The 19,791-nt window shown below is 33.7% G+C and carries 20 protein-coding genes, 1 rRNA gene and 2 pseudogenes; 17 read left to right on the forward strand and 6 right to left on the reverse strand.

What is annotated here, in order from left to right; all coding sequences use genetic code 11:
• Positions 1–40: 40 nt before the first annotated feature.
• The 4 genes from WBP_RS05485 to rlmB form a co-directional block, all read right to left on the reverse strand.
• Positions 41–187, reverse strand: coding sequence for a phosphoribosyltransferase (locus WBP_RS05485; RefSeq protein ID WP_246166043.1), 147 nt, complete (start codon positions 185–187; stop codon positions 41–43).
• A gap of 452 nt (positions 188–639) precedes the next feature.
• Entirely contained in the window at positions 640–1,179 is a 540-nt protein-coding gene (locus WBP_RS01105) for a cytochrome c oxidase assembly protein (RefSeq protein WP_167895802.1), read from the reverse strand.
• Positions 1,180–1,902, reverse strand: a complete 723-nt coding sequence (locus WBP_RS01110) for a Bax inhibitor-1/YccA family protein (protein ID WP_167895803.1) — start codon at positions 1,900–1,902, stop codon at positions 1,180–1,182.
• A 67-nt stretch (positions 1,903–1,969) separates the two neighbouring features.
• Positions 1,970–2,746, reverse strand: a complete 777-nt coding sequence (rlmB, locus tag WBP_RS01115) for a 23S rRNA (guanosine(2251)-2'-O)-methyltransferase RlmB (protein WP_167895804.1) — start codon at positions 2,744–2,746, stop codon at positions 1,970–1,972.
• Between the two features lie 92 nt (positions 2,747–2,838).
• On the opposite strand from rlmB, the gene WBP_RS01120 reads away from it, so the two are divergent.
• Positions 2,839–3,339 carry a Smr/MutS family protein gene (locus WBP_RS01120; RefSeq protein WP_167895805.1) on the forward strand — a complete coding sequence of 167 codons (501 nt, stop codon included), beginning with the start codon at positions 2,839–2,841 and terminating at the stop codon, positions 3,337–3,339.
• A 534-nt stretch (positions 3,340–3,873) separates the two neighbouring features.
• Here the strand turns inward: WBP_RS01120 and WBP_RS01125 are convergent.
• Positions 3,874–4,419 carry a hypothetical protein gene (locus WBP_RS01125; RefSeq protein WP_167895806.1) on the reverse strand — a complete coding sequence of 182 codons (546 nt, stop codon included), beginning with the start codon at positions 4,417–4,419 and terminating at the stop codon, positions 3,874–3,876.
• A 219-nt stretch (positions 4,420–4,638) separates the two neighbouring features.
• Between WBP_RS01125 and WBP_RS01130 the strand changes: the two genes are divergently transcribed.
• The 8 genes and pseudogenes from WBP_RS01130 to WBP_RS01165 all read left to right on the forward strand — a co-directional run bounded on the left by WBP_RS01130 (position 4,639) and on the right by WBP_RS01165 (position 13,046).
• Positions 4,639–6,142: ribosomal RNA gene (locus WBP_RS01130) — 16S ribosomal RNA — on the forward strand.
• A gap of 100 nt (positions 6,143–6,242) precedes the next feature.
• Positions 6,243–6,620, forward strand: a complete 378-nt coding sequence (gene sdhC / locus WBP_RS01135) for a succinate dehydrogenase, cytochrome b556 subunit (RefSeq protein WP_167895807.1) — start codon at positions 6,243–6,245, stop codon at positions 6,618–6,620.
• Positions 6,617–6,982, forward strand: a complete 366-nt coding sequence (gene sdhD, locus WBP_RS01140) for a succinate dehydrogenase, hydrophobic membrane anchor protein (protein WP_167895808.1) — start codon at positions 6,617–6,619, stop codon at positions 6,980–6,982. The genes sdhC and sdhD overlap by 4 nt, the downstream gene beginning before the upstream one ends.
• An 85-nt stretch (positions 6,983–7,067) precedes the next feature.
• Complete coding sequence (locus tag WBP_RS01145) at positions 7,068–8,333, forward strand: hypothetical protein (protein ID WP_167895809.1); 1,266 nt, start codon at positions 7,068–7,070, stop codon at positions 8,331–8,333.
• Between the two features lie 114 nt (positions 8,334–8,447).
• Positions 8,448–9,796: pseudogene (locus WBP_RS06400) on the forward strand (sugar phosphate nucleotidyltransferase).
• Between the two features lie 79 nt (positions 9,797–9,875).
• Complete coding sequence (locus WBP_RS01155; protein WP_167895810.1) at positions 9,876–11,105, forward strand: lipoprotein-releasing ABC transporter permease subunit; 1,230 nt, start codon at positions 9,876–9,878, stop codon at positions 11,103–11,105.
• Complete coding sequence (locus WBP_RS01160) at positions 11,098–11,832, forward strand: hypothetical protein (protein WP_167895811.1); 735 nt, start codon at positions 11,098–11,100, stop codon at positions 11,830–11,832. Before WBP_RS01155 ends, WBP_RS01160 begins: the two co-directional genes overlap by 8 nt.
• The gene (locus WBP_RS01165; RefSeq protein WP_167895812.1) at positions 11,829–13,046 is read left to right on the forward strand and encodes a heme biosynthesis protein HemY; all 1,218 of its coding nucleotides are present in this window, start codon (positions 11,829–11,831) and stop codon (positions 13,044–13,046) included. The genes WBP_RS01160 and WBP_RS01165 overlap by 4 nt, the downstream gene beginning before the upstream one ends.
• Positions 13,047–13,191: 145 nt before the next feature.
• Here the strand turns inward: WBP_RS01165 and WBP_RS01170 are convergent, their stop codons facing one another.
• Entirely contained in the window at positions 13,192–14,547 is a 1,356-nt protein-coding gene (locus WBP_RS01170; RefSeq protein ID WP_179958983.1) for a phosphomannomutase/phosphoglucomutase, read from the reverse strand.
• Between the two features lie 325 nt (positions 14,548–14,872).
• Here WBP_RS01170 and WBP_RS01175 point away from each other — a divergent pair, with 325 nt between their 5' ends.
• The 8 genes and pseudogenes from WBP_RS01175 (at position 14,873) to WBP_RS05500 (ending at position 19,725) form a co-directional block, all read left to right on the forward strand.
• Positions 14,873–15,097: a hypothetical protein gene (locus tag WBP_RS01175; RefSeq protein WP_167895814.1), complete on the forward strand. Its 225-nt coding sequence runs from the start codon at positions 14,873–14,875 to the stop codon at positions 15,095–15,097.
• A gap of 98 nt (positions 15,098–15,195) precedes the next feature.
• On the forward strand, positions 15,196–15,444 hold the full coding sequence (locus tag WBP_RS01180; protein WP_167895815.1) for a hypothetical protein: 249 nt from the start codon (positions 15,196–15,198) through the stop codon (positions 15,442–15,444).
• A gap of 26 nt (positions 15,445–15,470) precedes the next feature.
• Positions 15,471–15,659 carry a hypothetical protein gene (locus tag WBP_RS01185; protein WP_167895816.1) on the forward strand — a complete coding sequence of 63 codons (189 nt, stop codon included), beginning with the start codon at positions 15,471–15,473 and terminating at the stop codon, positions 15,657–15,659.
• A 401-nt stretch (positions 15,660–16,060) separates the two neighbouring features.
• Complete coding sequence (locus WBP_RS01190) at positions 16,061–16,207, forward strand: hypothetical protein (protein ID WP_167895817.1); 147 nt, start codon at positions 16,061–16,063, stop codon at positions 16,205–16,207.
• A gap of 692 nt (positions 16,208–16,899) precedes the next feature.
• Positions 16,900–17,724: a YihY/virulence factor BrkB family protein gene (locus tag WBP_RS01195; RefSeq protein ID WP_011256674.1), complete on the forward strand. Its 825-nt coding sequence runs from the start codon at positions 16,900–16,902 to the stop codon at positions 17,722–17,724.
• On the forward strand, positions 17,711–18,484 hold the full coding sequence (locus tag WBP_RS01200) for an SDR family NAD(P)-dependent oxidoreductase (protein WP_167895818.1): 774 nt from the start codon (positions 17,711–17,713) through the stop codon (positions 18,482–18,484). The genes WBP_RS01195 and WBP_RS01200 overlap by 14 nt, the downstream gene beginning before the upstream one ends.
• An 842-nt stretch (positions 18,485–19,326) precedes the next feature.
• Positions 19,327–19,521 (forward strand): annotated as a pseudogene (locus tag WBP_RS06150) (transposase); the annotation flags it as partial.
• A 48-nt stretch (positions 19,522–19,569) separates the two neighbouring features.
• Positions 19,570–19,725, forward strand: a complete 156-nt coding sequence (locus tag WBP_RS05500) for a hypothetical protein (RefSeq protein ID WP_246166046.1) — start codon at positions 19,570–19,572, stop codon at positions 19,723–19,725.
• Positions 19,726–19,791 lie beyond the last annotated feature (66 nt).

The following is a 19,791-nucleotide window of genomic DNA, read 5'->3' on the forward strand; positions in this document are numbered from 1 at the left end:
GAGGCCTAATCATTCACCGTTCTTGCAGGTGACAACACTCTTACTCCCTTGCACTAGAATTTGAGATTTCTTGAGAACAGGACCTTACAGGTGCTCCAGTTGTTACCATATCATCAGCCAATATCACGATTTTATTTTTGATAATTTTGTTATTACTTGTTTTAAAAGCCTTTTCTAAATTTTTCACGCTATTTAAGTCAAAAGACTAGCTTGAAGTGTGGTATGGCGAGGACGTTTTATTGCAAAAGTGGTGTATAAGACAAGTTGGATAACTTACTTAATTCCTTTGCAAGCGAAGTATATCCTTGTTAGCTTGACATATCCACTTCATATAGACTTTTGCATAATTTAAATTCTTAAAAATTAAGATTTATGATCATATTTTTACTGTGTTGATCATAAGCACAAACTGATTTTAACACTTTAAACGGTGAGAGATTAGTGATGCACTTACCACACATATAAATGTTGTCTGAAATTGCTGTACTGCAAACGTTGCAGTAATGTTTAGTTAAAAAGTTAATTTTTATTGCACTCGCTACACAGATCATAATTTTTATCGATTATGCGTTCACAATTTACGCACACATTTTGAAATAAGAGATTTGTGGCTTTTTATTAGTAAGAAACTCACTTTCCCTACTGTTTAAGCTTAAAAAATGTATATGATAGTGTTATTTCACTTAAATCTTTTGTGCTATCATCAAGCATTATGTTAGGATCTATGTAGAAGGATACAGGCATAGCTACTTTTTGTTTGGGTAGCAATATTTGCTCTTCAAAACAAAAGCATGCAACTTTATTGAAATACTTACCTGCTTTGAAAGGTGTAACGTTATACACTGCCATTCCAAGCAAGGGCTGATCAGATAGATTTTCTACGTAATAAAAAGTTAAACTTTGTTCCCCTATGTTTGTATCGATATAATTAGTTTCTGAATTGAATTTCCATGGTAAATCTAGCATTACATCAGCATTGAAATGAACCCTAATTTTTTGGTTAGTTATGTTAGTTGTCGCACTGGTTACTTTTCTTGTTGTACCGCCGTACCCAGTAGCTTTACAGAAGATGCTATATAGTGGTACCGATGCGTATGCAAAACACAGCATCAATATCACTAAAGATATTAGAAAGAAAACTATAGAACTCTTACTGCTTCTCCTTACAGAGGGGACCATCTAATCCCTATTGTTGAACAAGTTAAGTAACCTGAGTAAATTGAGGAATACGTTGATAAAATCAAAATAAAGATTAGTTGCACCAAATATAGCTAGCTTAGTGGTTACAGCTTCTGAGCCATCATTATACCTATAATAAACATCTTTAATTCTCTGAGCATCGTATGCAGTCATTAAGGTAAAGACTATTACTGATATGAACGATATTGCAAAGTAGAGGGGACTACTTCCAAGAAATAAGTTAACTATGGATGCAATAATTAACCCCCAGATTCCCATAACCAAAAAAGAACCCATACTAGTTAAATCTTTTTTTGTACTATTGCCGTATAAAGCCATAGAACCAAACATAATTGACGTGATGAAGAATGCTCTTGCTATATTTTCTGTAGTATAAACTATAAAGATATAAGATAGGGAGAGCCCCATTAGGACTGAAAACAGGAAAAATACAGTGACTGTGGACTGAGAACTTAGGTATTGAAGTCTATGAGACATGTAAAATACTAGTACAATTGGAGATAGGATTACCACAATCGAAAGAACGGGGTTAGAATAAATTACCTGAAAGAGATCAAAAAACACCGTTAGAAATGCAATAAGCCCTGTTATACCTAAAGCTAAAGCCATATAATTATATACTTTAGTTAGATAACTTCTAAGCCCAGCGCTATAGTAAACGCCTTGAGAGCGGATATCTTGTTCATTTTTCATATAAGACATAATATACTCCTTTCATCCTTATAATAATATACTGTAATACAAAACTGCACTTTTATCAAGCATAAAATCACTTTTTATTATAATTAATATGCAATGTTTTAGTATAGACAGAGTATAATCCTATTGCTGCTGCATTTGAAACGTTTAAACTATCAATTACATTTGACATTGGGATTTTTAAAAGATAATCACAATTTTCTTTAACTAACCTCCGCATTCCTTTCCCTTCAGAACCAAAAATGATTACTATTTTTTTCCCAAAGCTCTTTATTTCATCTATGTTCTCTTTAGCATTGCTATCAAACCCATAACACCAGTAACCGACTTTTTTTAAATATTCCATAGTTTTTACTACATTTGTGACATGTATTAGCGGGACAATGTCTAATGTCCCACTTGCCGCTTTTGCAATAGATGCATTTTCGCTTGGTGAATGGTTATATGGTAAAACCAATGCGTCGACATTAAAACAAGCTGATGTTCTTAAAATTGACCCAATGTTGTGCGTATCAGTAACTTGATCTAAAATGACTATAGTAGAGCTATTGCTCGAGCTTTCAGCTATTTCCTCGATACTTAAGCTATGAAGAATAGGAGCAACTTTTAAAGCAATTCCCTGGTGATTAGCGCTTTTAGATAGAACTTCACTAAGTATTTTGTTCTTTACTAGCTGAACTTTGATACCCTTACTATCTACACATTGTCTAATTTCTTTTTCATATTCTCTATAAGAATTTTCTGTTACCAACAGTTCTATACATAGCCTATTTTTGTTCTTCAGTGCTAACATGCAGGTATGTTTTCCATACAACCAAAAATTCTTATTAAGTTTTAATGATTTCATCGTATTATTGAAGGTCGAGTTTCCATAAAACAAGCAGCATTTTACTATGCTTAGATATTGTTGTAAAATTATATAATTTAATTAATGCGTTTATGTCAGACGATGAGTTAGATTGGAAAAAAAACGTTAAGCCAATAGAATGTGGGAAGGTTACTTTGAAAATTGACCATAAAGTGGGCACAAAATCTATAGTTAATAAAGGTACTTCTGACTTACAAGAAAAATTTCTCAGTACCAACAATATTAGCTTATCATTTTGCCTTGACTATAACACAAAATCAAAAGTTAATAAGGGTAAATATTTTATAAGCGATAGACTAGACCTTCATGGTTATAATATAGAAGATGCTTACTGTAAATTGGTAGATTTTATTATTAAAAATTATCAAACAGAGAGTAGAGGTTTATTGATAATTACAGGACAAGGTAATGGAACAGGTAAAGCGGATACTATAAAGAATAATTTAAGTAAGTGGTTGAATGATACTAAAATTCGGCATATGATTCTATACTATCAACAAGCTACAAAAAAACATGGTGGTAAAGGGGCTTTTTATGTTTTATTGAGAAGGAATAAAAATTTTGTACTCTGAATTTGTGTTGCTAGCCAGTGCTTAAATTTTTTTTAAGCCTTAATTTGAATAGGCTTCTTGCATATCCCAGAGAAAAGGCAAATAGTTACTGTTTTAAATATTGGTGTTTTTTTTGTAGCGTTTGCTGCTCTTAAGTTGCTTTAGCTAAAATATTTAAGAAATTTACTAAGTAGGAAAAAGGCAAGAAAAACCTAAGATAGCTAGTATTCAAATTCTCCTTTGTCGATTTGAAGTTCTTTGCTGTTTTGAACTCTTTATAAGCACATTTTGGCTCATATTAGGTAAAAACTTAGAAGTTTTATAAAGACGTACGTGCACATAGTGCAAAAAATTAAACATAAGATGCAAAATATCCTAGATTTTTTGTCATTAACCTGCACAAATTGTGAAGGTAAATAGCTTTAATTCTAAAGTAAGGAAGCTGACGAAGCTTGCCAAGTAATTTTTTTCGTTTCTATCAGCTACCTAAGTGATGACTGAATGCCCAGGTGTGCTACTAAAAACCGTACGGTTATACAAAAAATCTAATGAATTTTAATTCCCATATATCCGGAGTAATTCTTGTGCTCTATCCTTTATTAGAGTAGGACATTTTCTATCGTTTAATAGTAAATGCAATATTTTGATCGCACCTTTAATATCATTATTATGTATCTTTACTATAGCGATGGCTTCTTGGCTTGAATAGGGGTATACTATGCTTGATTCTAGATTGTTAATTTTATCTTCATTTATTTTTTCACCATTTAGGTGAAGTAAATTCATTATTTCTAAATATTGTGCTAACTCGCGTAAAATATTAGGAACATCTTTATTATCTGCCATACTACTATAAATAGATACTGCATCTGTTAATGTTAAATTTGATATATGATTAAATGCACCTTCAAAGTTTGCTAAATGCTTCCAATTTGAATCTGTTTCTTCTAGTAGCTTATTATCTTTTTTGGAGAATAGTATTTCATAAAACTGATTACCTGCGGTTATAGATTGTTTTATGTTATCAATATTGTGCAATAAGTGTAATGTAATGCCTACTAATATTAACACCAATGCAAGTAAAAAGATGTATTTTTTCATAGTAGTATCCTCAATAGATATGTATTTGTATCTTAATACTTTTTAATTTGCAAAAACATATTGACATAGTTATTGTATCACATGATAATGTTTTCAAAGTTGTTTGAATAGTTGGAAGTTAAAATATTTCTAAAGTAGAAATAAAGACAGCAGTATAAGCTAAATTATTTTTTATCGGATTTATCCGATATACCCTTAACCTTTTATAGGTTAAAGTCTAAATTTGAGAGTTTGATCCTGGCTCAGAATGAACGCTGGCGGCAGGCCTAACACATGCAAGTTGAACGGAGTTATATTATAACAAGTTATAGTATAACTAAGTAGCAGACGGGTGAGTAATGTATAGGAATCTACCTAGTAGTACGGAATAATTGTTGGAAACGGCAACTAATACCGTATACGCCCTACGGGGGAAAGATTTATTGCTATTAGATGAGCCTATATTAGATTAGCTAGTTGGTAGGGTAATGGCCTACCAAGGCAGTAATCTATAGCTGATCTGAGAGGATGATCAGCCACACTGGAACTGAGATACGGTCCAGACTCCTACGGGAGGCAGCAGTGGGGAATATTGGACAATGGGCGAAAGCCTGATCCAGCCATGCCGCATGAGTGAAGAAGGCCTTTGGGTTGTAAAGCTCTTTCAGTGAGGAAGATAATGACGGTACTCACAGAAGAAGTCCTGGCTAACTCCGTGCCAGCAGCCGCGGTAATACGGAGAGGGCTAGCGTTATTCGGAATTATTGGGCGTAAAGGGCGCGTAGGCTGATTAGTAAGTTAAAAGTGAAATCCCAAAGCTTAACTTTGGAATTGCTTTTAAAACTGTTAATCTAGAGGTTGAAAGAGGATAGAGGAATTCCTAGTGTAGAGGTGATATTCGTAAATATTAGGAGGAACACCAGTGGCGAAGGCGTCTATCTGGTTCAAATCTGACGCTGAGGCGCGAAGGCGTGGGGAGCAAACAGGATTAGATACCCTGGTAGTCCACGCTGTAAACGATGAATGTTAAATATGGGAAGTTTACTTTCTGTATTACAGCTAACGCGTTAAACATTCCGCCTGGGGACTACGATCGCAAGATTAAAACTCAAAGGAATTGACGGGGACCCGCACAAGCGGTGGAGCATGTGGTTTAATTCGATGCAACGCGAAAAACCTTACCACTCCTTGACATGGGAATTATTCCTATTCGAAGGAATAGGGTCGGTTCGGCCGAATTTCACACAGGTGTTGCATGGCTGTCGTCAGCTCGTGTCGTGAGATGTTGGGTTAAGTCCCGCAACGAGCGTAACCCTCATCCTTAGTTACCATCAGGTAATGCTGGGGACTTTAAGGAAACTGCTAGTGATAAACTGGAGGAAGGTGGGGATGATGTCAAGTCATCATGGCCCTTATGGAGTGGGCTACACACGTGCTACAATGGTGGCTACAATGGGCTGCAAAGTCGCGAGGCCAAGCTAATCCCTTAAAAGCCATCTCAGTTCGGATTGTACTCTGCAACTCGAGTGCATGAAGTTGGAATCGCTAGTAATCGTGGATCAGCATGCCACGGTGAATACGTTCTCGGGTCTTGTACACACTGCCCGTCACGCCATGGGAATTGGTTTCACTCGAAGCTAATGACCTAACCGTAAGGAGGGAGTTATTTAAAGTGGGATCAGTGACTGGGGTGAAGTCGTAACAAGGTAGCAGTAGGGGAATCTGCAGCTGGATTACCTCCTTGGGCTTTGTGCATGATTCACCACTTTTAATAGTGGCGCTATTATGTACTATACTGCTGTCTTTACTTTTACTTTGTTTTAATTTTCCGATAATGAAGTTTTATGATTGATAGGCCCCTTTCTCCGCATTTACAGATATATAAAGTACAAGTTACTAATTTCTTCTCTATTATGCACAGATTAACTGGTATCTTACTATTCCTTTTGTTGGTGATGCTTTCTTGGTATTTCACATTACATGTTTATTTTCCTGAACTATTTATAGTAGAATGCTTAAACGTATTATTGTCTACTTTTATTGCTAAATTAGTTTGCATTCTATGCTTTATAAGTTTTTCATACCATTTTCTTAATGGTATTCGTCATTTATTATGGGATGCTGGATTTAACTTAGAGATTACTGGTGTTTTAAAAAGTGCTATGCTACTGACAGTAATGCTAATTCTTTCTACTATGGCTTTTTTATTTGTGTTTATATGAATCAATCTGGAAATGCAGTACATTATTGGTGGGTTCATCGTATTTCTGCGGTAATTTTACTATTTTTACTTCCTTGGTTTATCTATTCATTTTCTTACGCATTTTATGCTAATAATTCTTTATCTTTTAATGAAAAATTATTTCAGGCTATCAATCACCCCCTAGAGCTTCTATTTTTTGTTGTATTGCTGTTTTGTATTTTTTGGCACGCAGTTCTTGGAATGCAGGTAGTGTGTGAAGATTATATACACAGCATACCTCTAAGGATTTTTACAATTACATGTATAAAGTATTTGTCAAGCATCACTTATATAGTTCTTGCCTTTACAATTTTTTTCTTTTATAAGCATGTTTTCTTATAAAATTGCTAATTCTATGTTAATGTATTATTAATGTGCTAGTTTTATTATTGAACTATAGTGCTTATAGTGATCTTGGTTTAACAGTATGTTAGAGGCGTTAAAGAGAGTAGGAACGGATTTTGTACTGAAAACAAAGGATCTGTTTACTCCATCCGAATCTCAAGTTTATGTCAAAGACCTTAGAAAAGTAATGGTATATAAGGATGGGCGAAAATGCCGATATCCAAAAAATTATGATCAGGTTGTAGAATCTGGTAAAGTTATAGAAAATAAGGATATGCATGGAAATTCTGTGCTAGATAAGGATAGAAATCCAACCTATAGGCTTTTATATGGAAATAAAAATAAAGATGGGTGGCCAGTTTTTGAATTAACTAAAATTATGGAAATTGGTGACAAGTCTTATTTTACCATTAAATTTTTAGTTGATAAGGGCAAGGTCAGTAAGGGTAAGTGTGATAATAATGATTATCATAGCTTTTATAAGCCATTTGGATTTTTAAAAATAGATCTTGAAAAATATTTGCCAGTTTTTGAAGCTCAAAAAACTAAGAAGTCTACATGTTCATTTGAATTCACCAATTCTTCTGTGCCTACTAAGAAAACTAAAAATAAGAAAAGCAATAAAGTCAAAGAAGTTGTTGATGAAAAAGAAAGAAATGGAGAATTATTATATACTAGTGATTATAAGAAACTAAGCACTAGTTTTTTTGAAATTAGAGATCAAAGTAATAACCTAGAACTAGGCAAGAGCCTTATATCTGTTCCTATTGTTTTTGCTGCGGGCTTAGCTAAGATTTGTGCTAAATTACTGACCTATATTCCTATGGAGTTGGGAGAGTATTTAATAGGTAAACAAAGTCTAATCGCAAAATTTTTTGGTTATTTTTTTTTATTTACTCCTGCAGTGGCAGTAAAGAATTCAGTAAATATGTTGGCTACCTTGCTAAAGTTGCCGATCTGTGCATTTGTAGCAAATAAAGAAGAGTATGGTGATGCTTACTGGACTATGTGGAAATACCAATTGAAAGAATGTTGGCAGGAAGCAAAGAATGATTATTCGGTCATTAAAGATGGGAAAAGATCAGAGCTAAAGAAAAAAAATTACCCTAAACGTGAGGTTGCAGGTACATGGAAAGAACTTGATGCTAAGAGGTCGATTATTGAGGAAGAGTTGGAAAGCAGATTGAGCAAAGGTGATGAAAATATGACTGATTCTGGGAAACAAGAAAAAGACTTAGAGCAAGACACAACGCAGCCAAGAACCCTAATACAAAGAAAAACTGATTATGTTAGTAAATTGAACGAAGAGCGAGACCAAGATAAATGTGTTTCACAAATCCATAATTGATTTGCTATTACTTTAAGTTAATATTTACTTTCTACCTTAACTGTTCTACAACAAAAGCTTGCACACATTTTACCTTTAATATAAGTTATTAATTATTTAGCTATTTTTTACTAAATGCGCCCTGTAATACTATGTGGTGGTAGTGGTAGTAGACTTTGGCCTTTATCTAACCCAAGGCAGTTTCATAAAATGTTTAGCTGTAGCACTATGTTTCAGAGCACTTTGTTGAGATTAAAAAGTGATTATATGCTACCCATAATTGCCACAAGTATGCAGTGTGAATCGTTGGTAATGGAAGAGTTAAATGTGCTGCAGGAATATAAAGTGATTTTCGGGCTAGTAAAAATTGGAACTGCAGTGGTGCTACTGATTTTAGCATTTCTTTGCGATAAAAACGAGACAATGTTAATTCTACCTTCAATCTATTTTATAGACGATTTAAATAATTTTTATGCTTCTGTTGAGAAAGCATCTCAGCTAGCCTCTGAACTGACTCTATGGTTACATTTAGAGTGAAACTTCATGAGTTTAATCCTGAATACGGCTATATCGATGTAGTGTATGATCAGAAAGAGAAATATTATGTAGTAAAAGATTTCATAAAAAAGCCTGAGCATAAACTAAGTAATTATCATTACTGGAACTCTGGCATATTTGTATTTAAAGCGAAACGCTATATAGTGAGACTAAAAAATATGTTCTGCATTTTTAATTGTATTGTGCAAGTGTAAAGCATTTCTCTCTACATAGAGAGATTGCTGTATTTAAAACAACGAGATTGTGTAGAAATTGAAGGCATTTCTATTGATTATTTGGTAATGGAAAGAGCAAGAAATATTGCAATAATAAAAGCTAATTTTGATTAGATAGATGTTGGAACTTGGAGTTCTGTTTTAGGATTAAGTAAGAAGTTTGATAAAGAACCAGAGTATCATCCCAATACGTAACTAGAGAAAAAGAACCGATTTTGACAACAGAAAGTGATGCAAAAAATTTGCTAGGTAAGGCTTATAAACAGCGAAATGTTTCAGATGAGAGCCTAATATCGTTTATTATAGAGTTAAGGAAGGAAAAGCGATAAGAAAAGAAGTTAAACCATGGGGATTTTATAGTGTAATTTTAATGTGCGAGAATTTTCTTGTAAAATGCCTTTTTATAAATCCATTAAGTTGCATTTCTAGGCAGTTCCATCACTGTAGGGATGAGTACCATATAGTACTGTCAGGAATTGGATATGTTAGTTTATACAATAAAACACATGCTATAATAGAAGATTATGTGATAGAAATTCCAAGGAAATTTTTCCATAGGATTGAAAATAGAAGCACAAACGCTTCACTTGAAATAGTTGAATTTCAAGTAGGTGAGCTTTTGTCTAATAATAATATAGTTAGTTAGATGATATATATGGAAGATATTATAATGTTAAAGTGTTGGATATACCCTATAAGCCTGCTAGATGATTAAAGGCGACCTAGTTTTTAAGTAAGGGGAAGTCTACGATTATATGAATCTTAAAAATATAATATTTAATCTCAAGTAATGTCCATTGTCTTTGAAATTACTATGGCTGTTCGCTATTTGCGAGCAAAGAATGCCAAATTTTGCTCTGCAATGACTTTGTTCTCTATTATAGGTATTGCTCTTGGAGTTGCGACATTAATAGTGGTGATGTCTGTAATGAACGGATTTAGAGCAAGGTTGCTTGACTCAATACTTGGCATTGATGGCCATATCAATGTTTATTTTGATAGAAACATAAATTCAGATTACCGTACAGTATTAGAATCTGTTAAGAAGATTCCAGGTGTATTAAAAGCAACCCTTATGACCAATGATCAAGTTATCATTACAGCGAATAGCAGAATTGTTGGTGCTGTAGTGCGGGGTGTGTCAGCTAAAGATTTGCTTAATAATACTACTATTAAAAACAGTGTAATTGTAGGTGATGTGAGAAAATTCGATGAAGGAGTAGTAATAGGGGCACGCTTAGCGGAAGTATTGGACGTTGGTTATGGAGATAAAATTGTGCTTATATCATCTGAGGGGTTTGATTCATTGCTTAGTGAGGTGCCGAGAATGAAAGAATATGAGGTCATAGCGATATTTGATATGGGCATGTTTGAGTATGATAATACCTTGATATACATGCCCATAAAATCAGCACAAGCTTTTTTTCACTATAGAGATAGTGCAAGAAACATAGAAGTATTTGTGAGTGACCTTACTAAGGCTAATGAGCTAGCAAATATTATAGAAAAAGAAACGGGAATGGAAGCTAGAAGTTGGCAATTACAACAGAGCCACTATTTTAATGCTTTGGAGACTGAAAGAAATGTGATGTTTTTAATTCTTACTTTGATTATAATTGTAGCGGCATTTAATATTGTCTCGAATTTAATGATGATAGTGCAAGAAAAAAAATCTGCGATTGCAATTATGCGCACATTTGGTGCAACAAGTGGGAGCATTATGCGCATATTTTGCATTTGTGGATTACTAATTGGTTTTACAGGAACTTGTCTTGGTTGTATTATAGGTGTTGTTTTTTCTCTCAATATTGAAAATATTAGAGTATTTTTAGAAAGCATTACTAACGTTAAGCTACTTGATCCTATGGTATACTTTTTTTCAAGTTTACCAGTAATATTAGTCCCTCAAGACATAGTAAATATTTCTGCACTTGCATTATTCTTATCATTTCTAGCGACAGTTGCTCCTGCATTACAGGCAGCTGCGCAAGACCCTGCGGAGATACTACGTTATGAATAGTACTTGGCAAAAATGCATAGGCTGGTTCTTAATTGCATTATTATTTGCTAGTTATATTACAATAAATAACATAGTGTTTTTAAAAGTAAATCAACAGGAGAGTGAGAACAATATAGAGGCTTTGACCGGGAACATAGATGAGCTTAGGGCATTGCTTGAAATTAATCAGTCAAGAATAGAAAAAAAGATATTTGATTTCAAAAGAAGTTTGCTCACTCAATGTGAGCAGATAGGTGATGGTAGTGCAAGGTATAGGAATCTTGCAAAATTACTTTTGCTTGTAGTTAAGATGAAAAATTCATTATTGCAAGAAGCAAAATTTGATAACTATATAAATTCAATGAAACCTTTGATATCAGAGCTTGATGATCCAGAGATAGAGAATGCAGTGAATGAATTAGAAAGTTTAGAAGAGATAAATACTTTACGTGAATTGAATTTATCTTTTGAAAAAACTATTGCTATTATTAACTACAATAAAGGTACACTGTTTCAAAAAATCATTTCAAACTGGGTAAAAATACGAGATAAAAATGACCCGTTAAGAACAAAATTTGCAGAAATTGAAAAGTTAGTAAACGATAATGATTGGCAAAGTGTGGCCGCTGCAGTAGGCAGTTTAATAAACCCAGAATTCAAACCATGGCTTAATAGATTGAATAGTTTTATTGTGGCTTCTAAGAATATTTCAATAATATATCATCACTTATTACAATATGTCTCATGATTTATTTTATAATTTTTGCCCTCTCATTTTTATTTGGTATATGGGCTAAGGTGAGTGGTGAAGTAGTAAAGTTAGAATTAGGGAGTTACACTATAAGTGCTGATCTATGTTTTATTATTTTTGCTTGTGTAGCTTTATTGTTTTTATCAGTTACACTTACGCGCTTTTTTTCTTCCATTTCGTCAACATTTGCCAATATAAGAAATAGAAAAAGAGACAGAGAAGAACTGCTTCTTTTTGAGGCATTTTTTAGCATAGATTTAGGTAATATAGAAGATGCTCATAAGCTAGTTAAAAGTCTAAATCAGAAAACCGATAGGTTATCTCTAATAAAGATTTTTAACTCAGGTAAGACGGGGAATTACAGCTTTTTCAGTAATGGTTTAACAGATATTGCAAGTAAAAATCGTAACTTAGCTCTGCTTCTAACCAATAAGCTGATTGCTCATCTCAAACAGGAAAGAATAATCTTTCAAAAATTCATAGAGTATTGCTCTAGCTCAGTTAATGACAGAATTCTATCTATTCCCTTTCAGATAGAACACTGTGCACTGCAAGAAGATTGGGTCAATGCAATTTCGAGATTAAAGGAAGCTATTAAGTTCAATGTTTTTCTTCCCTTTGATTGTAAAAAGATGCTTGCAGTTTTTTATTGTGCTTTGGCAAAACAATATGAAAGTAAAGGAAATTTTAAAGAGGCTGTGAAGTCTTTATTTAGGGCACAAAGTTATTGTGTAACTTTTCAACCTATCAATTATTTAAAGGCAGAGTTGTATATTAGGCTTGGAAAGATCAGAAAAGCTTCTGCAGTACTAGAGGCGGAGTACACAGTAAACCCTACTCCTCAATCAGCTAAAATTTACATCAGTTTGAATAGTGAAGGTGCTGAGAGGTTATATAACTTACGCCCCGATTATTATTTTAGTTATTGTTTACTTGCTTCATCCTCAATTAGTTCAGGTAAATACGATCTTGCAAGTCAATATCTAAATACTGCTATAAAAAAAGCTAATTACATGTCAATCTACCTCATTATGGTGCAGCTCAAGATTGTGTTACAAGAGCAAGATCAGACAATTTATTGGCTAAACAAGATGGGCTCAGAAGCTTTGCCTGATCCGTGCTGGAAGTGTAAGAATTGTAATAAAGAACTAGAACGATGGGATTATAAATGTTCAAGCTGCAATGGCTTTAATTGTGTATGTTATAGTTAGGTTAGTGGTGATTCTAGGCACAAGATCTATGAACCAGTTTCAACTACTGATTCAAAGCAGTCTTGTGCATTGCTGATTTTCTTTTCATTTATGTTGATATATTTCAAGGTAGTAGTTATGCTAATTTTGTAAATTAATTTTGTTTTTATGAAAGATTACAATCTAAAGACCTTGCTTTATCAATATAACGAAACAGGACCTTTTTAGTAAGTTCAAAATCTTCCAAGGTATCTCCTTCGCACCTTGCTGTAATGCAGTTTTGTGTATTTGATACCCTAAGGAGCCACCATCCTTTATTATCGTTGCCGGTTACTTTAATACCATCAAGATCTGAAAATGCAATGTTTTGTTGCTCTAGTGTTTTCTTTATTAATTCAATTATTTGAAATTTTTTTTCATCTTTAACCACAATCTTCACTTCATGGGTGATATATAGCTTTGGTAAATCCTCAATCATCTGAGATAGGCCCTGACTTTGCTTAAGTAAAATGTCAATGGCCTTAATAGCAGAATATAGTCCATCATCAAAACCTAGCTCGGAGAAGAAAAAATGCCCACTTAATTCACCAGCAAACTTTGCTCCTTCCTCTAACATCTTTTTCTTAACTAGTGAGTGCCCGGTGGCACAGGTAACCACTTGCCCCCCTAACTTGCTAACGAAATCATGCACTTTCATACTCATTTTTACATTGGCAATAACTTTGCTGCGTGGACATTCCTCTAATACTTCACGTACAAAAATCATAAATAAATGATCATTAGAAACAATACTGCCTTTATTATCAATTAAGCGCACCCTATCACTATCACCATCGAGTGCAATGCCAAGATCACATTTGTCTTGCTTTACAATATCAATAAGTTGAACGAGATTTTTTTCTTCTATGGGATCTGGATTATGCAATGGAAATACTCCATCTATAGAGTTATTGATTATAATATGTGTATGACCAGGTAAGATCGTTTCAATATACCTTAAGATTCCACTTGCTGGACTATTTCCACAATCCCAGGCTATCTTTAGTTTTTGTGTAGAATTGTTCTTTACCGCACTTTTTAATACGCGAATGTATTGGCTATATATATTTACATTGATTAAACTTCCAATTTTTGTACTGTTTTTAATTGAACTACTTATAATTTCCTTTGTTTCTTGATCTAAGTAAACTTTTTCACTACTGAAAAATTTAAAGCCATTATAGTCGCTTGGGTTGTGGGAGGCGGTTATTATAATGCCAAGGTCTGCCTGTGTGATTTGCGTTGCAGCGTAGAGCATAGGTGAAGAGCATAATCCAATGCGTATAACATTTGCTCCGGATAAAGTTAAGCCCCTAATTAATTCTTTTTCTATACTTGGTGAATCTATTCTACTGTCATAGCCTACACAAACATTAGCTACAGTCTGGCCAAACTTTCTGCCTATTTCATATCCATCGTTAATCTGTAGATCTTTGCCTACCACGCCCCTAATATCATATTTTCTTATAATGGTATTGTCCATACTATACTGCTCAGAGTAACTACTATATAGCATTATAGACAAGCGCTCAAGTTTCTTCTTTATTTACTCTCGTAATTAATTAATTTTTAAGTTAAAGATATTAATATTTTCTATATTCTCTAGAAATGTAAAATTATGCTAGAGGAGAACAGAGATTTCGTCTATGTCGGAAAAAAATGAAAATATATCTATTGAGGGTCAGAATTTAGATGTAGATGAATGAAAGAAAAATAATATTTTAAGTTTTATTCAATCTTCTAGCAGCCTTCAGGGCACTATAGAGCAACTAGAAAGAAAAAATTTAGTCTAGCATTTTATTGATCTTTTGTACAAGAAAGAAGATGAGAATATTACAGAACAGGTAAATTTAAAGTGGAAAGGAGAATTTAAAAAATCAATAAATAAAACACATAAGAAATTTGAAGCATTCTTACCAAGCCAAAAATTCTTAGCGTATTCGACAAAAGATAATAACTTTAACATTAGGTTTGAAAATAAAGAAGAATTAATAAAAATCAGTGATGTTTTAAGAGCTAACAATGAAGATTAGGTTTATCACATGTTTTTAGGAAAAGACAGTAAAATAGCTGCGTACAAGAAAAAGGCAATGAGAGGTACTATGATTTTACTGGCTTTGGTCCATGCAAGATGACCATTAACTGGCAGGCTAAGGATCCTGAAGGGAATAGCATAAATTGTAGCATGACTGTGAAGGTAGGATCTGGTGGTATCCAAAGTGCTACTGGTGGGTTTGGTGTTTCGAAGTTCAAAAGTCCATTACCAGAAGGGAAAAAAAGTGAAATATTAAAGTTGGTTAAACAGAATAAAGAAGTTTTTATTAGTGGAAAAACTCTGTATAAAGCTTTTACTGACATGGGCCAGAGTGTAGACGATTAGCAAATATCGAAGAAGGAAACGTTTACATGAAATCACCTACATCACCGCAATTGCCTACACAAAATAACAGTGAGTATTCTTTTCTCCTGGAAGCCTGTCCGCGTTTTCTTCACGCAGAAGTTCTTTTTTCATTAATAGCGAGGTTAGCAGTGAAGATGAAATATATGAGAATGATTCATATGATAACAGAGAAGTGCATGAACGAGGGGAAATGAATTAGAGAATAGAGTAAAAGATTAGAAGAAAAGAACAAGCATCTTGGAGGGGAAAATAAAGGGTTAGAAGGCCATAATGGAAAAATAACAGAGAAAAGTGATGAGAGGACAAATGGATTAATCAAGGAAAAGCAAATTTTGGAAAAGAAAGTTAAAAAGTTTAAAGCTGAATTGGAAAAAAAAGATAAAAGAATTAGCTGGGAAGGATTGAGACATTAAGGGATTAAAACGAGAGAAGGCGTACTAGAACAAAGTCAAAGGGATAGAAATGCTGGAATAGCAGAATTGAAGAGTCAACTAAAAGAAGAAAAAAACGAGAGCCTAATCAACAGACAAGATTAACAAAGAGCTACGGAAAAGTTAGAGAAAGGTGAAGAAGTTAAGGAGAGAATGGGAAAGAATTGAAAGAAGCTAAAGCTCAATTAAGTGTACTAGAGAAAGAAGTGAAAGAGATGACCGAAAACGTAAAGGATGATTATAAACAACGCTTAGCAGAACTTTCATCAAAGCTAGACAAAGAGCGATTAGAGATTAAAACAATTAGCTGAAGGATTAAATAAACTGTGAAAAAAAGCTTTAGAGGAGGAAACAACCTAATACAGGTAAGAAGTTACCTGTAGGTAAAATAGAGAAGTAGATATAAGGTGAGGAAATAAGAAGTTTGAAAGAGGAAATCGAGAGAAAAATTTGGAGATAAAAAAGTTAAAGAAAAGTTTAGAGCAATTACAAGAAGAAAATGAGTAACTAGAACAAAAGCTACTAGGAATATCTTTAGAAGATCAAGAAGAGATTAGAAAAACAGAAATGCAACTTTGTAAAGTCATTAGCTTATTCTTTGACGAAAAAAACAATTATCTTGAAACAAAGGTATTCGATCGAGCTTATCTTATTGATGGAGAAAGCGAAGGTGCCAATACAGTATTATTAAATCCAAGCTTAACTACCTGCTAAGAACTCAAAAATTAAACTAGACTAGGCTTAATCTGGTTGTTGTGACCTCTATCAATCGCATACATTATAAAACTTCTTGCACTACCTCCTACCATCTTCAGTAAGTAGACGCTAGTATTTTTTCTGGTTATGTGTTGAAATGAAATGAATTTTGTGTTGTTTGAAAGAGAGAATATGGATGACAAAAAAGTGACAATACATAACAATTCTCGGTATCATTAGAGGGTTTTTTGCTTAAAGATATATTTTATTTCATTTAGAATATTTTACTTGGTTTATTTGTAATATAGTGAATAAGTTACTGAAGAAATTTTACGGTATTATTTATTGTCTTTATCATGCTTTGATTGACACAATTTATAATGACGGGATGGAACATGCGGGATATTTATCATTTTTAATCTTGTTGTCGATATTTCCGTTTCTCATTGTCTTAATGGCTTTGGCGTCAACATTTGCGAATTTCTTAGACCAATATAACATTGGCTGGACATTTATAATTGACAACATGCCACAGGACATTTTAGCATCTTTAATGCCGCGCATTAGGGAGATAATATCAGGGCCACCACAAAGTTTATTAACTTTAGCAATTGTGGGTGCTATTTGGACTGCTTCGTCGACAATTGAAGGGTTAAGAACGATATTAAATAAAGCCTATAAAGTTCCGGTTTCGCCTCCTTATGTATTAAGGAGAATATTAAGTATATTACAATTCTTAATAATTACGTTTATTATAACTCTAACTATAGTATTTTCTACATTAGTGCCAATGCTAATCGATTTTTCTTACCATGGGCTAAGTTATACTAGGTATCTTCTCATTGAATTCGTACTTTTCATAGTAGTTTCCTGGCTATACTTTATGCTGCCCAACATAAGACAAAATGTGTCAGATGTATTTCCTGGATCTTATATAGCTGTTATGCTTTGGACAGTTTCTGCTTCAGCTTTCAAACAATACTTAAGAGCTTCCTTTGACCAACTGGATTTAATATACGGAAGCTTGGGTGGCGTGGTAGTGTCATTACTGTTTTTTTATATGGTGAGTTTAATTTTTATATATGGAGCAAAGTTTAATTTTCAGCTAAAATGTTTTAATGGATCTCGCTAAGGAAAAAGAAATGGGTAAGTTAGAAGGCAAAATAGCTTTAATTACCGGGGCTTCAGGTGGAATGGGATCAGCCGTTGCAAAAAGATTTGTGAGGGAAGGTGCATATGTAATTTTGATTTCGAGGTCTATTGATAATCTCAAGCAGCTATATGATGAAATCGAAAAGCTTGATGAATTCAAAGAGGGTTCTGTTAAGCTAATTCAGCTTGATCTTTTGGACTTTGAAAACGTAAAGATATTGGCAAATATGATAGAAAGCCTAAAATTATCAGAATCTGGGGCGCTTGATATATTAGTTGCATGCACTGGAATTTTAGGTAAATTGAATCTTGTTCATGACTGTGAGCTTGAAGAGCTACAGAATGTAATGAATACAAATTTTACTGCCAATTGGTACTTACTAAAAAACTTAGATCCAGTACTAAAAAAATCCAATTCTGGAAGAGTGATATTCATGACCTCAGAAGTGACGCTTTCTCCTTCTTCTTATCCATATTGGGTACCTTATGCTGCAAGTAAAGCTGCACTGGAAATCATGGTAAAGATATATGCATCTGAGACAAAACATACAAAATTGTGTGTGAATGCTGTGTATTCAGAAGGGCCTGTTGATAGTGAAATGTATAAGCAGGCATTTCCCGGAAAAGATATATCTGAATTGATATTACCTAATAAACTAACAGACAAATTTGTGGAGCTAGCTTCTGAGGATTGCAGCATATCAGGGCAAGTTTTGCCACTAAGTAAATCCCTTGAATAAATTGTGTGAACATTGTGTTTTGAAATAAACATTTAAAATTACCTGCAGTTGTTAGGCCTAAAGCATGCTATACGGGCATTGTAAAAGTAGTGAAATATTGTAGGAATTTTGGGAATATGATGTTCTACTACAAAGAAATGATATCAAAATTGCCAAAAGAAGAGCTGGGAAAAATGGATGGGGCTGTTGACGTAAATTATAGAGTTAGCAAATTTACGGGGAAAATGTTTTCAATTTATTGTTGTATAGCATACTAGAGAAAAATGAGATGAGCTTGCGGATAATTGAGAAAAATTATCGCCGCATGTTCAACTTAGATACACGCCATTCATCAGTAGCAAGCCGCTTAAAAACAATACCTGTTGAGTACTTTAAGAGGATTTTTCTATTCATGTTGTAGAGTTTTTGTAGCCCGGGGGAATCAACGAAAGTTGCTGATTATAGATTCAACGACACTTCAACTATCAAGTAAATTACTACGGCTTGGTATTTCCTGCAGAAGCACGAAATATTGTAAAGAGACGTGATAAAGTGCACTGTTGCAGCAGATGGGAGGTTTGAAAATTGTTTGATTTATGTACTCAGGCAGAAAGTTTTTCGTATTATAAATCGTTCCGGGAAATGATTTTAAATCACGGTCAAGAGTCAATTTGCTGTTTGACCGTGAGCTATAAAAACGTGCTCCTTTTGAGGAGTTTTTAGGGAAAAATGTATATTTTATCAATCATGGCAATGACAAATAAAATGGTTCGTATTCACGCAAAGATTACAGGTGTACAAACGGAAACGCTTGAACTGACAGAAGATATGATAGTCCAGTTAGTGCAAAAGGTTCGGCGTTTTTGCAGTTTGAAATCAGGCCAATTAAAACAAAAAACCAAGAAAGTGGTGAGATTCTCACATTTTTAACCAATATTTACGAAATATCTGTTGAGGAAATTTGTGCTTTTTACAAAAAGTACTGGTCAATAGAAGTTTTTTTCAAATTTATTAAGCAAAAGCTCAATACCAGGCATTTTCTTAGGTACAGCAAAAACACAATTTTTGTTACATTGTATATGATTCTCATCACCTCTGTTTTATTAATGAAATACAAGAAACGCAGTGAAGTCAAGAGTTACAAGTTTGCAAGGAGAGCGTTTATAAATGAACTTAGGCTCGAAATCTTAAAATCTGTCATTGAATATTGTGGTGGAGATCCAGAAAAAGTCTACGATTATTACCTTTATTCTTTTCCATAAGTAATATTTGTACAGCTGTGTGCTTGGTACTGGGATCAGGTTGTTTTTTTCTAAATCCAAGCGTCA

Origin of the sequence: Wolbachia endosymbiont of Brugia pahangi (genome assembly GCF_012030695.1) — a bacterium.
GTDB lineage: Bacteria > Pseudomonadota > Alphaproteobacteria > Rickettsiales > Anaplasmataceae > Wolbachia.